The sequence below is a fragment of the Bacillus sp. SRB_8 genome (assembly GCF_003264205.1).
Lineage (GTDB): Bacteria > Bacillota > Bacilli > Bacillales > Bacillaceae_G > Bacillus_A > Bacillus_A mycoides.
In genome coordinates, this window is record NZ_NADT01000006.1 from 155,787 (window position 1) to 175,619 (window position 19,833).

Genomic DNA, 19,833 nt, shown 5'->3' on the forward strand with positions numbered 1-19,833 from the left:
TATGTATTTTTTAATAAATCACCAGCGGAGCATTCCACTGGTGAAAGTTTCACAATATAGATTAGCGAGGCTTTGTAGAAGCCAATGCACGTAATTGTTTCACCTCATGTGGTGTCAATTCTCTTGCATCGCCAGGACGCAAGCTACCCACTTCTAAAAAGGCATACCGTTCACGTTTTAATTTCATTACTTTACAATCTAACGCTTCAAACATGCGGCGTACTTGACGGTTACGTCCTTCATGAATCGTTAATTGTACAATTGCCATCTCTTTACGCTTGTCCCAAGAAATAATTTTCGCTTGTGCTGGTGCTGTTTTCCCATCTTCTAATGCAACACCTCGTTCTAACATGCGAATTTTCTCACCTGTTAATGGCCCTTTAATTTTCGCAACATACGTTTTTTCAACTTTATATCTCGGATGCATTAATACATTTGCAAATTCACCATCATTTGTCATCAATAATACGCCAGACGTATCATAATCTAAGCGTCCGATTGGGAATAAACGTTGTCTAATTTCAGGGAAAAAGTCTGTTACAACATTTCTTCCTTTATCATCTGATACACTTGAAATTACACCAGTTGGTTTATATAGTAAAAAATAAACAGGTTCTTCTTTTTCAAGAGGGATGTTATTTACTTCCACTTTATCTTGAGGAGTTACTTTTGTTCCTAACTCCTTCACTATTTTCCCATTAACTTTCACTTTCCCTTGCTGAATTAATTCCTCAGCCTTTCTTCTCGATGCAATACCTGCTTGCGCAATCACTTTTTGTAATCGTTCCATTTCTTTTTTTCACCTCAAATTTATCTTACCTTACATTAGAAAGACTTGGCAACCGCCTAAGCTTTATGCCATTTACTTCGCCTATCTTTAACAACATAGCAATGATGATAAACGTCTAAAGGCATATCACGTTTTCACCCTTTATTATTGTTTACACTTTTTCATGTTGTCCACGATAAAAGTTCATCATTTTGTCAAAAACACCGCATAAAAAAACCACTATTAAACTACACGTTAATAGTGGTCGTATACGTATTATAAGCTAAATAGCGCAAAAAATGAATAGCATTACCGAAACAATAGGGAAACAAACACAATTGAACAAATAATTCCGATTAAATCTGCAAAAAGTCCTACCTTTAATGCATCTCCCATTTTTCTAATACCGACAGCCCCAAAGTATACTGTTAATATATAAAAAGTCGTATCTGTGCTACCTTGCATCGTTGAAGCTAACCTACCAATAAACGAGTCTGGCCCATATGTAGCGATTAAGTCGGTCGTAATACTTAAACCAGCAGATCCCGAAATCGGACGTATAAGTGCAAGTGGAACGATTTCGGCTGGTACATGAATAAAGTCTAACATCGGCTTCATTACCGATATCATCGCATCTAAAGCACCTGATGCCCGGAAAATAGAAATAGATACAAGCATTCCAACCATAAACGGCAAAATGGAAACCGCAATTTGAATCCCTTCTTTTCCGCCCTCAACGAACGATTCGTACGTTGGAACTTTCTTTATCGTGCCATACAAAAGGATAAAACCAATTACACAAGGAATTACCCATAATGAAATTGTATTTACAATACTCATTTTTTCCGCCCCTTTCTACTCCTTCTCCGGTAAAAATAGCGGTCAATCCAAATCGCGCCAATCATCGATAACACTTGTGCTATAAATGTTACGCCAACGATTTCAGTAGGGTTTGCTGATTCATAAGTCATTCGAATCGAAATGACAGTAGTCGGAATTAATGTAATCGCTGAAGTATTTAATGCTAGAAACGTCACCATAGAACGACTTGCTGAATCCTTTCCACCATTTAACTCTTTCAGTTGTTCCATTGCTTTAATACCTAAAGGTGTTGCTGCATTACCTAACCCAAAAAAGTTCGCCATCATATTTGATAAAATGAATCCCATTGACGGGTGATCCTTCGGTATTTCTGGAAATAATCTTTTTACTATCGGCATAAAAAGTGATACTAACTTCTTTAACAATCCAGCTTCCTCAGCAATTTTCATTAAACCGAGCCAAAATACTAAAACACTAATAAGTCCAATACAAATCGTTACAGCATCTTTTGACCCTTCAAACACTGCTTTGGTCACTTCTTCCATCGTTCCATTTATCATGGCATACACAATCCCTATAACTGCCATCGCTGCCCATACGAGATTAACCATCTATCCCAACACCTATCATGTAAGAGAAGATTTCTTTTACGTTATTCCAATACATTCCTGTTGTAGCTACTAACTTTCGTTTACTGTAAAACAAATTTCGTTCTCCAACTTTCTCGTTCCCTACATAAATTTCTGTCTTCCCAATCTTTACTCCATCCGTAAGTTTTGCACTTTTATCGAGCTCAACTTTCAATAAAACGCTCTTTCTTTCCTCTTCAGTTAAAGGTACAGAAAAACTATTTTTCGTATAAACATGATTGGCATATTTCTTTTCATTTATTTCAGCGAGTGCGCCTTGTCCTAAAACTTTCGCTTGCTTATAGCGTTCAAAGCCTTTATCAAACAAATTCATATGATCATCCCAGTCACTAGAAGCACTCAAAGTTACGACAATTAAATCTAGTCCATCTTTTGAAGCTGTTGTGACAAGCGTCCGTCCTGCTTTCTTCGTAAAACCTGTCTTTCCCCCTGTTGCAAATTCATAATAAGATGTCACAAGCTTATGTTTATTTTTCCACGGATAATCCCAAGAATCTGATTTATACGTTTTTGTTCCAAAAATTTTCTTAAAGGTCTCGTTCCCCATTGCATATTTCGTTAATAATGCCATGTCATAAGCCGACGAATAATGCGATCCATCCCCATCCAAGCCATGCGGGTTTGAGAAATGCGTATCTTTCATTCCGATTTCTTTCGCCTTTTCATTCATTAAATATACAAATCCTTCTATACTCCCTCCCACATTTTCAGCAATTACTTGTGCTGCATCATTACCAGATCTAAGCATTAATCCGTAAACTAAATCTTCTAACTTAACTTTTTGTCCAGGTTTTAAATAAATTGCCGATCCTTCTACTCGTACCGCTTCATTACTAACCGATACTAATTCTTTCATTTTTCCTGATTCAGCAGCTAACAATGCTGTCATAATTTTTGTTATACTAGCAATTTTTTGTGGCTCATGTTCTAATTTCCCATATAGCACACGACCGGATTGTTGTTCCATTAAGACTGCGTTACGAGCACTGACACCACCGTTCATTTTTGCATATGCAGGAATTGGCATAACGCTTGCGTACATTATAATTAGCGTAATTATTATACAAATTCGTCTCATATTTCCCCCCCACGTCCTTTTGGCACTTTTTGTACAAGTGTATGCTTGGCCTTTTAAAATATGAACGAAATCTTCCTTCCACCTCCACTAAAAAAGACGCATGAGATATGCGTCTAATACGGTGTCCATTCAATTTGCTTCGCACTTTCAAATCTCTTTTCTACATCTGGCCAATTTACAACATTCCACCAATTTTTAATATATTCATCTTTTCGATTTTGATATTGTAAATAATACGCATGTTCCCATACATCCAGTACAAGGAGTGGTATCGTATCCCACTGTGTAAACAATTGATGAAGCGTGCTTTGCAAAATTTCTAACCTTCCTGAACGGGGTACCCATACAAGAATTGCCCATCCTGAACCTTCCACTTTAGAAGCTGCTTCCGTGAAATGCTTTTGAAAACGTAAAAAACTTCCGAAATCTTGCTCAATTTGTTGTGAAAAAGCCCCTCTCGGACTTCCACCACCATCTTTTTTCATGTTATTCCAAAATATCGTGTGTAAGTAATGACCTGATCCATGAAAAGCCGCTTCTCTTTCCCAATGCTTAATTAAATCAAATTGATTTGTTTTTCTCGCTTCTTCCATCATCTTCTCTGCTTTATTTAATCCTTCCACGTAACTACGATGGTGTTTATCATGATGTAACATCATAATTTCTCGTGAAATGTACGGTTCTAGCGCATTATATGGATAAGGTAATGGTGGAAGGGTATGCCCCCCAATCGGAACAGCTCGTTCGCTATCCCCTCTTTCACATAGTTCATATTCCTCTCCTTCTTGCATAAATACTTCCTGTAAATGGTGTTGAATATGTTCTACATCATCACTTATTTCATACATAAACTCGGCATCTGTGTCGTATTCATGCTCTTTCATACGCTCTAATAACGTTTGAATTTTATAAGCAAGCATATGGACATCATACACTTCCATTGCACGGCTATCTAATACTTGAAGAACACTTTCACACCAGCTTTCTACTTCATGAAAGTAATCTGTAAATACACCTTGCTGACTCATGTCACACCTCCTTGATGCTATCCACTTTAACTATATTCAATTAAAATCCCTTATATAACTGGACAAAAGGAAAAGAAGCTAAGTATCCTTAGCTTCTTTTCCTTAATTAATATTTGTGCAACATTTTTGTTTGGTAATCTGTCTCATAATATTCTAGTTCTTCACGCATCAATTGAAATTTCCCTTCTAAATCCTTCATCATTCGTTCTATAGATCCAGGGGGGATTTGCTGAAAAACAATAGAATTTTTCCCTGTATAAGCAGAACGACTATTTTCATACCAATGATCATTCTTTGGCGAAAAAAACTCTGCAATTACTTGATGGTAAATCTTATATAAAACTGTTTCAGCTGCGGTCTTTCGAAATGGTTGGCTATTCAACAAAACAAAACATGCATCAAGTCCTTCTTCACAAAAAACAAGAAGTCTTCTTATTGATGCTAATATCCCTTTATAGTATTGCTCGTTTCCTGTTGGTGTCTCCTCCAATAAAGAAGGTAACGTATGATAATTCACATAATTAGTTATCAAGGAAATTACATCTTCTAAAAATATAGAAACTTGTTCTGTTTGATTTTCAACCATCAAATTAGACATGGCTTCTCTCTCCTTTGCCGTTTTACGCTATTTCTACTCTTTTATTTTTATGTAATTCAGCTAATATTTCTTGTACTTTCACCACTGTTCCCTCATCAAAGTATCGTTGAAAGTCTGTTACTTCATTGAGATACAAGCGCTTCTGCGCGCGTAGCTCTTTATCTTTCACTAAACAAGCGATCGCTACAATATCTCGTAAATATACGTCTTGTTCTTCTACTTTATAAACTGGATTTCCTTCAAAAGGGATAATTTCTTGTAAAATTTCTTCAAAATATCGAACATATAAGACAGAAAAGGTTTTCTCTTGATTATTTAATATATATGTTACTTCAGATCTATTAAAAAAATCTTCTGATGTATTCGGTTTTTCTTTTTCTAACTCATATCCTGCATAACCTATTATAATCATCTACTTCCCCTCTCTTCCTTCTTTCACCTCATCTTAACTCAATTTTCTAATAAACGAAATATTCTTTTAAATATAACCTATATAAAAAATAGCTTCCCTATACAGGAATTTACCTTTTTATTTTTCTTGAAGTTTGTCATAATAATATTATTGTCTCAGTTTTCTTACACAAGGAGAGTTGTATTTATGTCGTTTTCATGGAAACGTTTCTTACAAATCGGGAAAATAATCTTCCCATTTGTTGTCTTAACAATTGTTTTCTTTCAAGCTAAAAAAGAATTAGCAGGCATTTCTTTTTTAGAAGCAATTGAAACAATTAAAAACATTCCAACTGGTGGGGTATTTTTAGCGATTACACTCGGTGCATTTGCAGTTTCAACAATGTTCTTTTATGACTTTGTTATGCTTCGTTACTTAAAAGCAGATATACCTGTACAAAAGATCTTCCGCATCTCATGGATTGCCAACACTTTAAATGGATTTATCGGTTTTGGTGGTCTTGTTGGTGCCGGTGTACGTACAATGCTATATCGTCCGCATATAAAAGATAATGGAAAACTTATTAAAAGTATTGCTTGGATGACAACCGCTTTTATTAACGGATTAGCCATTCTGTCATTCCTCGGCCTTATTGGAATATTAGACACTAGTTTTATTCTGCACGAAAAACCGTGGTTATGGCCTGTTCTTATCTTCTTTGCTCTTTTCGTTCCTATATATATTGGGTTTTCTAAAATTAAAAATAGAAAAACAAAACAGCTAGACGAACAAGAGGAAGAAGAAGAGAAAAATCCAACTGTTTTATATTCATTAGTTTCATTAGTCGAGTGGGTATCTGCCGGTATCGTTATGTACGTCATTTTAATATTGTTTGGAATTGATATCGAATTTCAAAAGTTTTTAGGTGTTTACGTAATTGCTGCTTTAGCTGGTGTCGTAAGTCTTGTTCCTGGTGGCCTTGGTTCATTTGACCTTGTTTTCTTAACTGGACTAGGACAATACGGCGTTGATACAGGCGTATTACTACCTGCTATGTTATTATACCGACTTGTCTATTACATCTTACCATTCTGCCTAGGTCTCATTTTTGCAGCCTTTGAAATGACAGGAGCTGCCATAAAAAAAATTGAAGATAAACCATTTATTGCACCTGCGTTAGAAACAACTGGTGTAATTTGGACTTTACAACGTGATTTTTTAGGGAAATTAGGTTCATGGGCATCCGCCGCTTTAACAGTATTCGCTGGCTTAATGGTTATTCTATCAACAATTTTACCGACTAGTATAAATCGAGCTCACGCCTTACATATTTTAGCTCCAAAGCACCTTATTCAATTTTCTTTTAGCTTATCATTAACATTCGGTATTCTCCTCCTGATTCTTTCGCGAGGCATATATTATGGAACAAAGCGTTCTTACTATATGACGATTGTTTCTTTAATTGGAGCAGCAATCTTTAATACCCTAAAAGGAATTGACATTGAAGAAACCTTTATTTTATTAATCGTACTTGCTGTGTTGTATATGCTTCGTAAAAGATTTATACGCGAGAAAATGGAAGTCTCACTTTCTGATATCGTAAAAGTATTTATCTTCTTATTACTTACGTTATATTTATATAAAAACTTAGGTATTTTATTTGCGGGTGCAAAAGAAGCGTTCCAACCTGATTTTGTCGTTCGAAATATTACACAAGTTAAACGAAGTGCATTAGCAGCAGCCTTTTTCGTTCCTACTTTTTTACTTATCGGCTCACTAATTGCCAATCGTTACCGTAGTGAATTTCCCGGGCAACCAGCTAATGATAAAAGGTTAGAAAACTTCTTAGATGAACATGGCGGGAATGTACTTAGTCATTTAGGTTTTTTAGGGGATAAACAGTTCTTCTTCAGTAGTGACGGAAAAGCACTTCTTCTCTTTTCAATTACTGGAAAACGTCTTGTTGTACTAGGTGATCCAATTGGTGATCCATCCTCCTACCGCACTGTATTGCAAGAATTTTTGACTGAAGCTGATCGATTTGGGTATATTTGCGTATTCTATCAAATTGAAAGCAAATGGATGAGCTTATACCACGATTTTGGCTACAACTTCTTTAAACTTGGTGAAGAGGCTGTCGTTGATTTAAATACGTTTACAATAACAGGAAAGAAACGTGCTGGTATGCGAGCCACTTTCAACCGTTTTGAACGAGAAGGTTATACATTCTCTATTCATGAGCCACCATTCTCAGACGAATTATACGAGGAATTAAAGAAAGTGTCTGATGCTTGGCTCGGCGGAAAAAAAGAGAAAGGATTTTCACTTGGGTACTTCGATCGTGAGTATATTAGTCGTGCCCCTATCGCTACATTATCTGATGCAGAAGGAAAAATCATTGCATTCACAACCTTTATGCCAGTATATCAAAGTGGCATATTATCTGTTGATTTAATGCGTTATTATCCAGATGCCCCTAGCGGAATTATGGATGCAATTTTTATCCACTTATTCCACTGGGCAAAAGAAAATGAATACCATTCCTTTAATATTGGTATGGCACCACTCTCAAATGTCGGTTTATCAACGCAATCGTTCTGGTCTGAACGAGTTGCTGCTGCAATATTTAATAACGTTCGTTACACATATAGCTTCAGCGGTTTACGACATTTTAAAGAAAAATACAAACCTGCATGGAGTGGAAAATATTTAGCATTTCGAAAGAATCATTCTTTACCAATTACAATGCTCTCTGTAACAAAATTAATAGGAAAACGAAAAAACAGCTAAGTACTTAGCTGTTTTTTCGTTTTTGCACTTGTATACTAAACTCCTTTTCATACTTCTTACCATTTATATAGAAATCCCCCCATATTTTATATGTTCCTTCTTCTGGAAATGTAATACGATATTGTAATTGCTCATCCGTATCAACAGGAATGGCATATAAAAAATGTCCCCTCGTTTCATCAACGATATATAGCGCGTTGACTTCGCTTCTCCCTGAATTTAATTTCAGCTTTTCTCCCTTTTTCGCTTGAAACTGAAATGTTAATGTCGTTGCCTCATTCGGATGTAATGCACCAAATAAAAGAGACACTTGATGCTCTCCTATATTTTTTGTAAGTACAGTATCGACAGGTAGTTTCTTTTTATTCTTGTCCTTGTTTTTCTCCTTTTTTTCTTCACCAAAATCTTGCTTAGAAAATGATTCCATGGACTTGTTTTCATCTTCATACAAAAATATCGTGTACTCTTCACCTTTTGCTACATCTGAAGATAGCTTATACGATCCATTTCCAGCAAATATAGGCTTCGTTTGTTGTATGTTTTTCAAATTCCCATCCACTATCACTGCTCGAATTTGATCGTTCACACCACGAACTTCATTATTCATTTTATTTAGCAATTGAAACGAAATATCGACTTTTTCATTTCCTTCTTTATTCTTCAAATCCCATTTCACTTCTTGAACATCTCCGGTCGTTTCTACAGTTTCTTGATATTTTTTTATGTAAAATCCTCCTGCCACAATAAGGATTAGTGCAATAAGCCCAATGACAAGATTTTTCAAAATATCACCTACCATTTTTATTTTCTTTATCCATGCAAAACCTCTTAAATATATATTCTAGATTATGATTTATGAAATCCTCCTCTTTTGCACATATTACAAATAAAAAAGATTTTAATTGAAAGGAGTCGTAGTGTATAATGCAAATGATATTGATTTCTATCAATACATTAATAAGGAGGATTTTTCATGAGTGTACATATTGAAGCAAAACAAGGCGAAATTGCTGAATCTATTCTATTACCTGGTGATCCATTACGTGCAAAATATATTGCTGAAACATTTTTAGAGGATGTTACTTGTTATAATAACGTGCGTGGCATGTTAGGTTTCACTGGAACTTACAAAGGAAAGCGTGTATCTGTTCAAGGTACAGGCATGGGTGTTCCTTCTATTTCTATTTATGTAAACGAATTAATTCAAAGCTACGGAGTGAAAAATTTAATTCGTGTTGGGACATGTGGTGCAATTCAAAAAGATGTTAAGGTACGTGACGTTATTATTGCGATGACGGCTTGTACAGATTCTAATATGAATCGCTTAACATTCCCGGGTTTTGATTTTGCTCCTGCTGCAAACTTTGATCTTTTAAAGAAAGCCTACGATGCTGGAACAGAAAAAGGATTACACGTTCGTGTTGGTAACGTATTAACAGCAGATGTATTTTATCGTGAGAGCATGGACATGGTTAAAAAACTTGCAGATTACGGTGTATTAGCAGTAGAGATGGAGACGACTGCTCTTTACACATTAGCAGCTAAATATGGTGTAAATGCATTATCTGTATTAACAGTAAGCGACCATATCTTCACTGGTGAAGAAACAACATCTGAAGAGCGTCAAACTACATTTAACGAAATGATTGAAATCGCTTTAGATGCAGCAATTCAGCAATAGTACACTAAAGAACTCGTCATACGTCTGGCGAGTTCTTTTTTATGCTAAAATACTTCTATAGTCACTGTACCGTCTCTTTATGTGACTTTCTATAAAAAACTACTTTAGAGAGAGACAGATTTATCCCCTCTACTTTTTTGTAACCTTTGTTATAATTAAGAAATCATTTATATTACAGTATTTTTCATACGAGGTGAAACAGTGAAGAACAGAAGCATCGTCTTTAAACTATTTTTATTAACATCAACTTTATTTACAATCATATTTCTCCTTTTTTTCCTTGGACAATCTCTATTTTTAGAGAAGTTTTATATTAATAAAAAAATAAAAACCGTTCAAACGGCTTTTGAAAAATTCGTAGATAATTATGAAAAAAGCGACAAAAGTTTTGAGGAAATCAGAAAGCTAAAACAAGAATTTCACGATAAAACGAATGCTGAAATGCAATTTTTAGATTCTAACGGCATTATTAAAAGTGAAAACAATTACTACATTGAGGTAATTAACCCTAATAACAATAAAACCTATTCCATCCCACTTAATAATCTTTTAACACCTGAAGAATATAATAAATTCGAAAATTTAGGCTTAAAAAAAGAGGGCATGATTCACGTAGAGGGATTTTTACAAGATAATATAATAACGCCACTAGAACTGACGACTAATTATAATCGATGGCGAAATGAAAATGGCAATTCGGATTTTCAATCAATTAGTGGTAACCCCTCTAAAAATAGACTCACAAATCGATATAAAACTACGTCTCAGATCAGTTTTACCGGTGTGATATCTAAATTACATATCCCTTCCAAATCTGAGGTTCGCCTTGCAAATGATTTTGAAACATTACAAGCTGTTGAATATTTTGCAAGCACTATTAGACAAGGTACTTCTAATTCAAATCAATTAAACACGTATATTTTAGATAGTGGGGAAAATATAAAAAACAGTGTCTTTGTAAAGCCTATTATGGAAAACGGAAAAATTAAGGATTACGCTTTTGTGATAGCATCTTTACAACCTGTTAATGAAGCGATGCTCGTTTTAAAAGATTATTATGTCTATGCCTTAATTATCGTGTTTCTCGTTATTATTTTGTTATCCTTCTACTACTCAAAAATCATTGTTAAACCATTAATTAAGATAAATCGTGTTACAAAAAAAATGGCCAACTTTGATTTTAGCGAGAAGTTACCTGTTACGGCAGACGATGAAATTGGCGGGTTATCAAGTGGTATTAATACACTCTCTGTAAATTTAAAAGATCGAATCGACCGATTAAATGTTGCCAATACAAAATTACAACAAGATATTGAACGCGAACGTCAATTGGAAAAAACGAGAAAAGAATTCATTTCTGGTGTATCTCATGAATTAAAAACACCACTTAGTGTTATTCGTAGCTTCGCTGAAGGTATTCAAGATGGCGTAAGTAAAGATACGACATATTATACAAATGTTATTTTGGAAGAGACAGATAATATGAACAGGCTCATTGTTGAAATGTTAGAATTAGCAAAACTAGAATCAGGTACGTACAAACTAGAAATGTCGACATTCTCGATCGGTGAATTAATTCAACAAGTCTATACAAAATTATTATTTAGCATGGAGGAAAAACATTTACAAGTGGACATCCATGCTGACTCTTCTCTATTTGTTAAAGCAAATCGTAGCCGTATTGAGCAAGTCGTTGTAAACTTACTTAGCAATGCAATTCGATATACTCCAGATGGTGAAAAAATACACGTCTCTGTTATAGAAACGGAAGATACAGTGAAAATCAAAATTGAAAACACAGGTAATCCTATTCCAGAAGAAAGCCTTGAAAAAATTTGGGATCGCTTCTACCGTTTAGACGCTTCTCGTAGCCGTCATACTGGAGGTACTGGCCTTGGGTTATCCATTGTGAAAAACATTTTAGATCTCCATCACGCTGAATACGGCGTGTATAATACCACTAATAGCGTTGTATTTTATTTTAATTTACAAAAAGTAAAAGAAGTCAAATAATTTGTCTTAATTTCACTAGGAGTTCACATGAAATTCACACTCTCCCTTTATAGTAAGAAACAAGTTAATCCTTTCCTTTACACATATAAAAGAGGAGAGTGCGTGAAATGAAACAAGCAGGACAACCTATTCAAAATGAAAAACAATTAGAAACTATCAAAAATATACTTTTACAATCTTCGAAACGTGATGGCTTATTATTCGTATTAGCTGTAAATTCTGGCTTAAAAGTAAGTGAAATCTTACAATTAAAAGTTAGTGATGTAATCGATGAAGACGAAAATGTTCGCCATTCCATTTTATTTTACAATGAAAAAGTAAAGAAACATAAATGGTTTGCTGTAAATGAAGACTTACAGCACGCAATCGAAGACTACATGAAAGAACGTAAAACTTGGAAACGTAATGAACCATTATTAAAGTCTCAAAAAGGAACAAAGTCTATTACGAGACAACATGCATGGTACATTTTAAACAAAGCTGCAAAAGAAGTTGGATTAGAAGGGATTAGCTCACATACACTTCGAAAAACTTGGGGCTATTGTGCATACAAATCAGGTGTTGATATTGCATTTTTACAACACTTCTTTGATCACAGTACTCCATCCAAAACTTTAAAGTATATCGGTATTGCTTAATAACTCTTATACATAAAAAGGTTACCATTTGTAAATTTGGTAACCTTTTTTATGTTTCATATTCTCTTTTCTTGTCTTGTCTCTCCTATACTGTAGTGGTACTCTAATAGTAAGGGGGAGAAATTATGAACACATTAACAATTGAATTACCGAAAGAAACGGCTGAAAAACTTGATTTATTAAAGAAATCTTATGAAAAGAAAACAGGTGCTACAATTTCTGAAAGCACTCTCGTTCAAACACTTATCTCAAAGGAATTTATCCAAGCGATAACTCCTTTTGATTTACAACAAATCATCAATGGAAAAGAACAGCAGTAATTGCTGTTCTTTTTTTATTACTATTTAAAATATAAAGTGAAACTTTAATCAGTGGGGGTTTTGTTCATCCCCCACTGATTATTAGCCTTCACCAATCGGGCGTTTACGGGCAGCAGGGCTCCCACCTAACTTCTTTGCTCCAGCCGAATTTTGAGGTAGGAGTTTTACTGCCGCAAATAGCGGGATAAAAAGTTTTTTACTTATTTTCCGAAAAACCATTGACAATGATAATGATAACCATTATCATTTATTACGAAGCCAACAATTGATGAATCAACCAAACGCTCAGTAACATTGTTACCCCTCTTTTTCATATAGAAAGGCACTGTACATTCCCCCTGTTTGTACAGTGCCTTTCTTGTTTATCATCATTCAAACAAATTTAATTGCTCAGGCTTCGGCTCACCATATGTAATGTTCATCATTTTCATAAGCTGTTTCGCATTATCCGCTGCATCTCCGCCCGAATTATTATTAAACAATACAAATATATCCTTCGTCTTCTTTTTCAATCGCTCTAATCGTTCTACCCATTCCGCCAATTCTTTACTATTATAACGATACAAACAGCGAACCGCTCTCCAATTTTCTCCTTTATCCAGCCAACCATGAACATTTCGGCCATGAAAACGTATTAACGCCATGTCCGAGTTTGTTGCCTCTAATATAAGCGGTACTGATCCTATTCCAGCCTGAGGCTCATCGCAAATTGTATGAATCCAGTTTTCTTTTTCTAAAAACTGTAACGTCTTATCTCTCATTTCTGGATAAAACCATGTTTGATTTCGAAATTCTATTGCACATGGTAAATCTTCCATTTTTTCTTTCGTGTATCGAAGTAAATCTACATTTTTCACTTTACAATCAAACCATGGTGGATATTGAAATAAAATCATTTTTAATTTATTTGCTTCTATTAAAGGAAGAATGGATTGTTTATACACATCAAACATCTCATCGAACGTAGAAAAAGGGATTTCCCCTTTCATATGTCCTGTCATTCCTTGATAGGCTTTTACTATAAAAGAAAAATCTTTCGGCGTTTCCATCGCCCATTTTGTATAATTCCGCGCAGGTTGTATCGCATAAAATGAACTATCTACTTCCACAATGGGAAAATGTTCACTATAAGTTCGCAATTTATTTCTATTTTCATAGGGATTTATATATAAAGAATCATGATCTCCCCACCCTGTCACTCCAATGAAAAGCAAATATATCCCTCCCTTTTTAACTTCACCTTCTATCCATTCTACTCACTTCCCGGACATTTCAGCTAATCAATTTCATTAAGTAGCCCCTTCTTTAAGAGTATCCGTATAAAAATATGATATACTAAATGGAAGAATTTTTAAATTGAGGGGTTATTTATTTATGCTTCCAAACGATGATATTGTATCTCATGAAAAACGAATAGAAGAACTAGAAAATAAAGTGCGGTTATATGAAGAGCTTGTGAATCAATTACCACATCATTTCACATACAAGAATCCACATATTGGTTTACAAATAAAGAAAACGAGAACGACTCATTCCATTCAAAACATACAAAAAGAGAATAAAAAGGCTGATTTTCAACTTACTTGCGATTCATTATTTTTATTTGAACAACTTGAAACATACTTTGTTCATATTTTTGATGCTTTTTCACATCATGTCACCTTTGTTGATAGTAAAGGAAATATAACTTTATGTAATCAAGCTGCAGCAGATGATTTTGATGTAGTACGAAATGATATAATTGGAAAGCCAATTCAACAATTACTAAACTTGCCAGAAGAACAAATTAAAGCGATTGAAACATTAAGAACAGGAACAGAAATATATAATGAAGAAGTGTTAGACAAAAACTATGGTATTTTAAACAATCGAATTATTCGGGATTATAACGGAGAGATTTTTAGAGTTATTAGTGTCTTCCATTATTTAAACACAGAACGTGATGCAGAAAAATTTTCATTAGCAGGACGAATCGCAGCTGGGATTGCTCATGAAGTACGAAATCCCCTTACAACGGTACGTGGATACTTGCAATTTCTACAAGATAACGTTTCTCCATCCAATAAAGAATTGTTTAAAAGTCTACTCATTCCTGAACTAGATCGTGCAAATAGTATTATCACAAAATTTTTAGCCATTTCAAAAACACGTGAATTTACTAGAGAACCTTTTCCCATCAATACGTTTTTACGCGAATATATTCAACAACTACTTGCTAGTGAAGTTTTTTTACACAACATTTCTATTGACTATGAATTTTCTACGGAATTAGATGGTGTACTTGTCAATATCGATCGTCATGAACTTGTGCAAGTTTTTTTAAATTTATTTCAAAATGCTATCGATGCTCGAGGCGAAAGACCTCTTTCCATTCAAATCTCTAGTTATCGCCTAGATAACTTTGTTCGGATTACTTTCACAGATAACGGAACTGGGGTTCCTCCAGCTATTCAAGAATATATCTTTGATCCATTCTTCTCAACAAAAGATTCAGGAACAGGACTGGGCTTGTCAGTAACGAAGAAAATTATTCAAAATCATAACGGTACATTAAAAATGTCTAGTAATCAAAACGGTACAACTTTCACTATTTCTATTCCAATTTTACCTAAAGCGAACTATGAACGAATTAATCATTAAAAAGGTTGGGCTGTTCCACGAACTGCACGCAAATTGTTAGATATAATCTAACAATTTGCGTGCAGTTTTTTTATTCTAACCTATTCTTTTTTAACTCATATAAATCTTTCTCTATCTCTTAATTGTTCTTTGTTTTCACAAGATAGGTAAACTTCTTATTTTTTTAGAAATAGTAGTTTGTCCCTCACGAATTCAGTTTAGTTTTCATTTTATTATATAGTAACGACTATTTATTCTATAAAAGAAAGGAATGAACAAATGTCCAACAAAAATAAAGGGAAAGTGTTTTATGGTAATGATTGTTGCGAAGTAAGAGCTTGCAGTTATATTAATATCTCTAAGGCAGAACTAAAAGAGTATGCTAGACTTCTTCAAGCTCTTGGTCAAAGTATTCAAGCTGTATTTCAAAACCCTGCTCAAGATAACATCGATAAACTAATTGCTCTCCTCAATAATCTTCAAAAATTCCTCAGTTGCTTAGATTTATCACCTGCACAAGAAAAAATTGGTAGTTCTATTATTGCTAACTTATTAACTATCCTAAAGTCCTCACCTTTCTCATGCGGAGCATTGTACGTTGAACTACATAGTTTGCTTAATTATTTATTGTATATTACTAAGTTATTCAAAATCGATTGCTGTACTATCGATAAACTAGTTAAGCTCATTACAGAAATTCAAGCTATCCTAGTTCAATATGGATCAGGTTGCCTTGGTGGAGGAACAATAGGACCTACTGGACCTACTGGACCTCAAGGACCGGCTGGCGCTCGGGGTGCTACTGGACCTCAAGGACCTCAAGGTATTCAAGGGACTCAGGGACCTGCTGGTGCTCAAGGTGCTACTGGACTTCAAGGACCACAAGGTATTCAAGGACCGGCTGGTGCTACTGGCGCTCAAGGTGCTCAAGGTGCTCAAGGCGCTCAAGGTCCGGCTGGTGCTACTGGTGCTCAAGGTGCTCAAGGTCCGGCTGGTGCTACTGGCGCTCAAGGTGCTCGTCCGGCTGGTGCTACTGGCGCTCAAGGGTGCTCAAGGTACTCAAGGTCCGGCTGGTGCTACTGGCGCTACTGGACCGTCGGGCACACCACTCCCTGTAACTATAGCAGCAATAGGAAATTCTAATCCACAAACTATATCACCTGGAACGAATATCCAATTTAATCAAGTTTTCGAACTAAATAATCTCATTTTTAATGACACTTCAGATACTTTAACTATTTTAGAAACAGGAGTATACGATATTAGTTTCTCAGCATCTACAACCTTCCCGGGTTCTTCACCATTTGGATTCGGTATTTCATTCAACGGTCAACCACCTACTCGTAATTTTTCAACTAACGTTATCGGTAGTGCGGTTTCTTTCTCCACAATTGTTACTTTAACAGTTGGTACAACAATCTCTGTACAACCTACAGTAAATACTATTTCCATCCCTAACACTGGTGACACAACAGCTACACTATCAGTCTTCCGAATTTACTAATTTTAGTTTTCATTTTATTTTTGAACGACCAAGAATGTTTGATTTATAGTAATTTGTATTATTTTGATTGTATGTTAAATCTTTCTTTTAATAAAAAGGAGCACTTATTTTGGAGGATAAGTGCTCCTTCTTTACGTTTCTTTACTTCAAATTTACTCTAGCTTAATCCTCTTTTTGTATGATGAATAGTGAAGACAAAGACATGAAAGAGGGATGACAATGCGAATTATATCACTGACACGTTTTTGGTTTGTTCTTATGGTATGCATAATTTTATGTATAGGGTTTCTTTTAACTCTAAACTATTCAAATGTTTCAAAAGCAGCAAGAAAAACAATTCCATACGAACTTCTGTATACAAAACAAAACAACATCCCGTATTCCTCTTCCACACAAAATGAAAAAAAAGTTATAAAAGGAATGCTTATTACAAAAGCTTCTAGTTATGAAAACCTACTTCAAATCGCTGAAACGATTAAAGATCAATATAAAAATAAAGACGTTGATGAAATAACACTCTCTATCCATAATGAAAATACTGGAAATTTTGAAGAGGAATTGCCATATGAACCCATTAGTAAAGGAATAATAACCGTCACGTATGATTCTCAATCCTTCGGTAGGACCAATGTTACGCTAAATAAATAAACTGAAGCTTTAATCCGTGGCGCTTTTCCCATCCCCACGGATTATTAAGTTAAACCCATCAAATTTTTATAGGCAGCTCGATTCTCACCTAACTTCTTTTCTGTTGCCACATTTTGAACCGAGATAAAACCGCTCATTTCTCATAAAAAAGAGGCGAACTCGTTATTCGCCTCTTTTTTTACCAAAATGGAATCCACTCTTTCACTTTATCTATCCATTCACTTTGCTGTTCTTTTCTTTGTTGTTCCTCTTCTTTTCGTTTTTTCTCTTCTTCTTTCCTTCGTTTTTCTTCCTCAATCGTTTTTAATTGTTTTGTATAATCCGCCTCAGGTATTAGTGATAACTGAAATGCCTTTTGAGTTGGATTTCCATTCGCTTTCTTCATAATATCCCGGAACATTGTCGTTGTAATTTGGCTGCCTCCTGGCACATAATGCTCACTATCCGTTTTATCATACCCTACCCAAATCGCACCTACTAAATCCGGTGTGTATCCAACAAACCACGAATCCTTCGCACCAGTGCTTGGTCCATTTACAAGCTGGGTAGTCCCTGTCTTGCCTGCGGTATCGATATTATTAACTTTCGCTTTTTCACCTGTTCCCCTTTCAATAACACCTTTTAATAAGTATGTCATCTTTTGGGCAACTTTCTCGTTCGTCACACGAGTTTCTTTCTTATACCATTTTCCAATTGTTTTCCCTTCCGCATTTTGGATTTCTCTAATGGCATGAGCTTCTACTTGGACACCATCATTTGCAAGTGCGCTATACGCTTGAGCCATTACAAATGGTGAAGTCCCTACATGCATACCTCCTAAAGCAATCGGATACGTATGGTCTTCAGGCTCTAATGGAATACCAAACCGCTCTAAAGATTTCAATCCTTTATCTAATCCAATTTTCTCTAATAGCCAAACTGCTGAAACATTATATGACTTTGCCACCGCTTCATACATCGTCACATTACCATGGAACGTATGATCACTATTTTGTGGTACATATTCTTTAATATTAAACGGTTCATCTTTTAAGACATCGTATACTTCATATCCTTGTTCTAACGCTGGTACATACACTGCAAGAGGCTTTAACGTTGAACCTGGCTGTCTTTTTAATTGTGTTGCATGATTAAACTGTAAAAATTGATAAGGACCTCTGCCTCCAACTAAAGCCGGAACACCGCCAGTTTTTGGATTCATAAGGACCACTCCAGTTTGCATAAGCTGATCTGAGCCACTATCTTTAAAATAACTATCATTATTCACAACATCTTCAACCGCTTGTTGTTTTTTCGAGTCAAGTTCCGTATAAATACGATAGCCACCTGCTAAAATTTCATTTTGTGTTAATTCATACTTGTCCATCGCTTCTCTAACAATATAATCTACGTATTGAGAATATTTTCCCTTATATTTATCGTCAACACCACGTCGTAATACAAGACCTGATTCTTTCTCCTGATTATATTGTTCTTCAGAAATATATCCTTGCTCCTTCATTAAACCTAATACGACATTACGTCTTTCAATTGATTTATTAAAGTTTTTATACGGCGAATACGCAGATGGCGCTTTAATTAATCCTGCAATCGTTGCAGCTTCTGAAATCGTTAAGTCTTTTACTTCTTTATCAAAATAAGATTTAGCTGCTCTTTTTATCCCCCAAGCACCTTCACCAAAATAAATTTGATTCATATACATTTCAACAATTTCATCTTTCGTATAAGTACGTTCTATTTTTTTCGTTAGAAAATATTCCTTTATTTTACGCGAGAATGTACGGTCTTGCGTTAAAAATACATTTTTCGCAAGTTGTTGTGTAATTGTACTACCACCTGCCACAACTTCACCGGCTGTAATGTTCTTAAATACAGCACTTATAATTCCACTATAGTAAATACCATGATGACTAAAAAATTCCTTATCTTCTACTGCAACAATTGCTTGAACCATAATATCAGGAATATCTTTCCTTTTGACCCCTTCTGTTTTAGAAGAAGCTAATTTAGTCGCAACTTCATTATTTGCATCATAAATTAAAGTCGGTTGTGGAACAGCTTGTTTTAATTCAGATATATCTTGAATGGAAATTATTATATTTACAACAATAAATAGAGTAGCAAGTAAACTTCCCAATACAATTAATGAATTGCGTAGTTTCTTCCTCTTATTGAACCACTCAAGCGTTTTTTTAAAGTGAGTGTTCTTCAATTTCATTGGTTCACTTCCTTCATTTGTTTACACTCTTTTTTTTAAAAGGAAGAATATACCTCCTTTTAAATT

Annotated in this window: 18 protein-coding genes and 1 pseudogene; 8 read left to right on the forward strand and 11 right to left on the reverse strand. The window is 34.9% G+C overall.

Annotation, left to right across the window (positions count from 1 at the left end):
• Positions 1 to 61 precede the first annotated feature (61 nt).
• From rluB to B5P40_RS05940, 7 genes are all read right to left on the reverse strand, one after another.
• On the reverse strand, positions 62 to 790 hold the full coding sequence (gene rluB, locus B5P40_RS05910) for a 23S rRNA pseudouridine(2605) synthase RluB (protein WP_002030733.1): 729 nt from the start codon (positions 788 to 790) through the stop codon (positions 62 to 64).
• Between the two features lie 288 nt (positions 791 to 1,078).
• Positions 1,079 to 1,609, reverse strand: a complete 531-nt coding sequence (gene spmB, locus B5P40_RS05915; protein WP_002086660.1) for a spore maturation protein SpmB — start codon at positions 1,607 to 1,609, stop codon at positions 1,079 to 1,081.
• The gene (gene spmA, locus B5P40_RS05920) at positions 1,606 to 2,202 is read right to left on the reverse strand and encodes a spore maturation protein SpmA (protein ID WP_002086662.1); all 597 of its coding nucleotides are present in this window, start codon (positions 2,200 to 2,202) and stop codon (positions 1,606 to 1,608) included. Before spmA ends, spmB begins: the two co-directional genes overlap by 4 nt.
• A complete protein-coding gene (locus tag B5P40_RS05925) occupies positions 2,195 to 3,319 on the reverse strand; it encodes a D-alanyl-D-alanine carboxypeptidase family protein (RefSeq protein WP_002086664.1) in 1,125 nt (374 codons plus the stop codon). Before B5P40_RS05925 ends, spmA begins: the two co-directional genes overlap by 8 nt.
• A gap of 113 nt (positions 3,320 to 3,432) precedes the next feature.
• Positions 3,433 to 4,347, reverse strand: coding sequence for a superoxide dismutase (locus tag B5P40_RS05930; RefSeq protein ID WP_002030730.1), 915 nt, complete (start codon positions 4,345 to 4,347; stop codon positions 3,433 to 3,435).
• A 106-nt stretch (positions 4,348 to 4,453) separates the two neighbouring features.
• Positions 4,454 to 4,945, reverse strand: coding sequence for a YpuI family protein (locus tag B5P40_RS05935; RefSeq protein WP_002086668.1), 492 nt, complete (start codon positions 4,943 to 4,945; stop codon positions 4,454 to 4,456).
• A 22-nt stretch (positions 4,946 to 4,967) separates the two neighbouring features.
• Positions 4,968 to 5,357 carry a hypothetical protein gene (locus tag B5P40_RS05940; protein ID WP_078184182.1) on the reverse strand — a complete coding sequence of 130 codons (390 nt, stop codon included), beginning with the start codon at positions 5,355 to 5,357 and terminating at the stop codon, positions 4,968 to 4,970.
• A 186-nt stretch (positions 5,358 to 5,543) separates the two neighbouring features.
• Here B5P40_RS05940 and mprF point away from each other — a divergent pair, with 186 nt between their 5' ends.
• On the forward strand, positions 5,544 to 8,126 hold the full coding sequence (mprF, locus tag B5P40_RS05945) for a bifunctional lysylphosphatidylglycerol flippase/synthetase MprF (RefSeq protein ID WP_002193214.1): 2,583 nt from the start codon (positions 5,544 to 5,546) through the stop codon (positions 8,124 to 8,126).
• Positions 8,127 to 8,130: 4 nt separating this feature from the next.
• Here mprF and B5P40_RS05950 read toward each other — a convergent pair whose 3' ends face one another.
• On the reverse strand, positions 8,131 to 8,925 hold the full coding sequence (locus tag B5P40_RS05950; protein WP_002193215.1) for a hypothetical protein: 795 nt from the start codon (positions 8,923 to 8,925) through the stop codon (positions 8,131 to 8,133).
• Between the two features lie 174 nt (positions 8,926 to 9,099).
• On the opposite strand from B5P40_RS05950, the gene deoD reads away from it, so the two are divergent.
• The 4 genes from deoD to B5P40_RS05970 all read left to right on the forward strand — a co-directional run bounded on the left by deoD (position 9,100) and on the right by B5P40_RS05970 (position 12,778).
• Positions 9,100 to 9,807, forward strand: coding sequence for a purine-nucleoside phosphorylase (gene deoD / locus B5P40_RS05955; RefSeq protein WP_000110704.1), 708 nt, complete (start codon positions 9,100 to 9,102; stop codon positions 9,805 to 9,807).
• A gap of 201 nt (positions 9,808 to 10,008) precedes the next feature.
• Positions 10,009 to 11,820 carry a sensor histidine kinase gene (locus B5P40_RS05960; protein ID WP_002030723.1) on the forward strand — a complete coding sequence of 604 codons (1,812 nt, stop codon included), beginning with the start codon at positions 10,009 to 10,011 and terminating at the stop codon, positions 11,818 to 11,820.
• A 107-nt stretch (positions 11,821 to 11,927) separates the two neighbouring features.
• Complete coding sequence (locus tag B5P40_RS05965) at positions 11,928 to 12,458, forward strand: tyrosine-type recombinase/integrase (RefSeq protein WP_000806230.1); 531 nt, start codon at positions 11,928 to 11,930, stop codon at positions 12,456 to 12,458.
• A gap of 125 nt (positions 12,459 to 12,583) precedes the next feature.
• A complete protein-coding gene (locus tag B5P40_RS05970) occupies positions 12,584 to 12,778 on the forward strand; it encodes a DUF3924 family protein (RefSeq protein WP_002011737.1) in 195 nt (64 codons plus the stop codon).
• Positions 12,779 to 12,978: 200 nt separating this feature from the next.
• On the opposite strand, the gene B5P40_RS33320 is transcribed toward B5P40_RS05970, so the two are convergent.
• Both B5P40_RS33320 and B5P40_RS05975 read right to left on the reverse strand, forming a co-directional pair.
• Positions 12,979 to 13,104 carry a hypothetical protein gene (locus tag B5P40_RS33320; protein WP_001117482.1) on the reverse strand — a complete coding sequence of 42 codons (126 nt, stop codon included), beginning with the start codon at positions 13,102 to 13,104 and terminating at the stop codon, positions 12,979 to 12,981.
• Between the two features lie 42 nt (positions 13,105 to 13,146).
• Positions 13,147 to 13,992, reverse strand: coding sequence for a DUF72 domain-containing protein (locus tag B5P40_RS05975; protein ID WP_002086674.1), 846 nt, complete (start codon positions 13,990 to 13,992; stop codon positions 13,147 to 13,149).
• A gap of 160 nt (positions 13,993 to 14,152) precedes the next feature.
• Between B5P40_RS05975 and B5P40_RS05980 the strand changes: the two genes are divergently transcribed.
• From B5P40_RS05980 to B5P40_RS05990, 3 genes and pseudogenes are all read left to right on the forward strand, one after another.
• Positions 14,153 to 15,418 (forward strand): ATP-binding protein, encoded by a 1,266-nt coding sequence (locus B5P40_RS05980; RefSeq protein ID WP_002193217.1) that lies wholly within the window; start codon positions 14,153 to 14,155, stop codon positions 15,416 to 15,418.
• Between the two features lie 258 nt (positions 15,419 to 15,676).
• Positions 15,677 to 16,901, forward strand: a pseudogene (locus B5P40_RS34000) (Gly-Xaa-Xaa repeat protein).
• A gap of 219 nt (positions 16,902 to 17,120) precedes the next feature.
• Complete coding sequence (locus tag B5P40_RS05990) at positions 17,121 to 17,549, forward strand: hypothetical protein (protein WP_113708966.1); 429 nt, start codon at positions 17,121 to 17,123, stop codon at positions 17,547 to 17,549.
• Positions 17,550 to 17,727: 178 nt separating this feature from the next.
• Here the strand turns inward: B5P40_RS05990 and B5P40_RS05995 are convergent, their stop codons facing one another.
• A complete protein-coding gene (locus B5P40_RS05995; RefSeq protein WP_113708967.1) occupies positions 17,728 to 19,767 on the reverse strand; it encodes a transglycosylase domain-containing protein in 2,040 nt (679 codons plus the stop codon).
• Positions 19,768 to 19,833 lie beyond the last annotated feature (66 nt).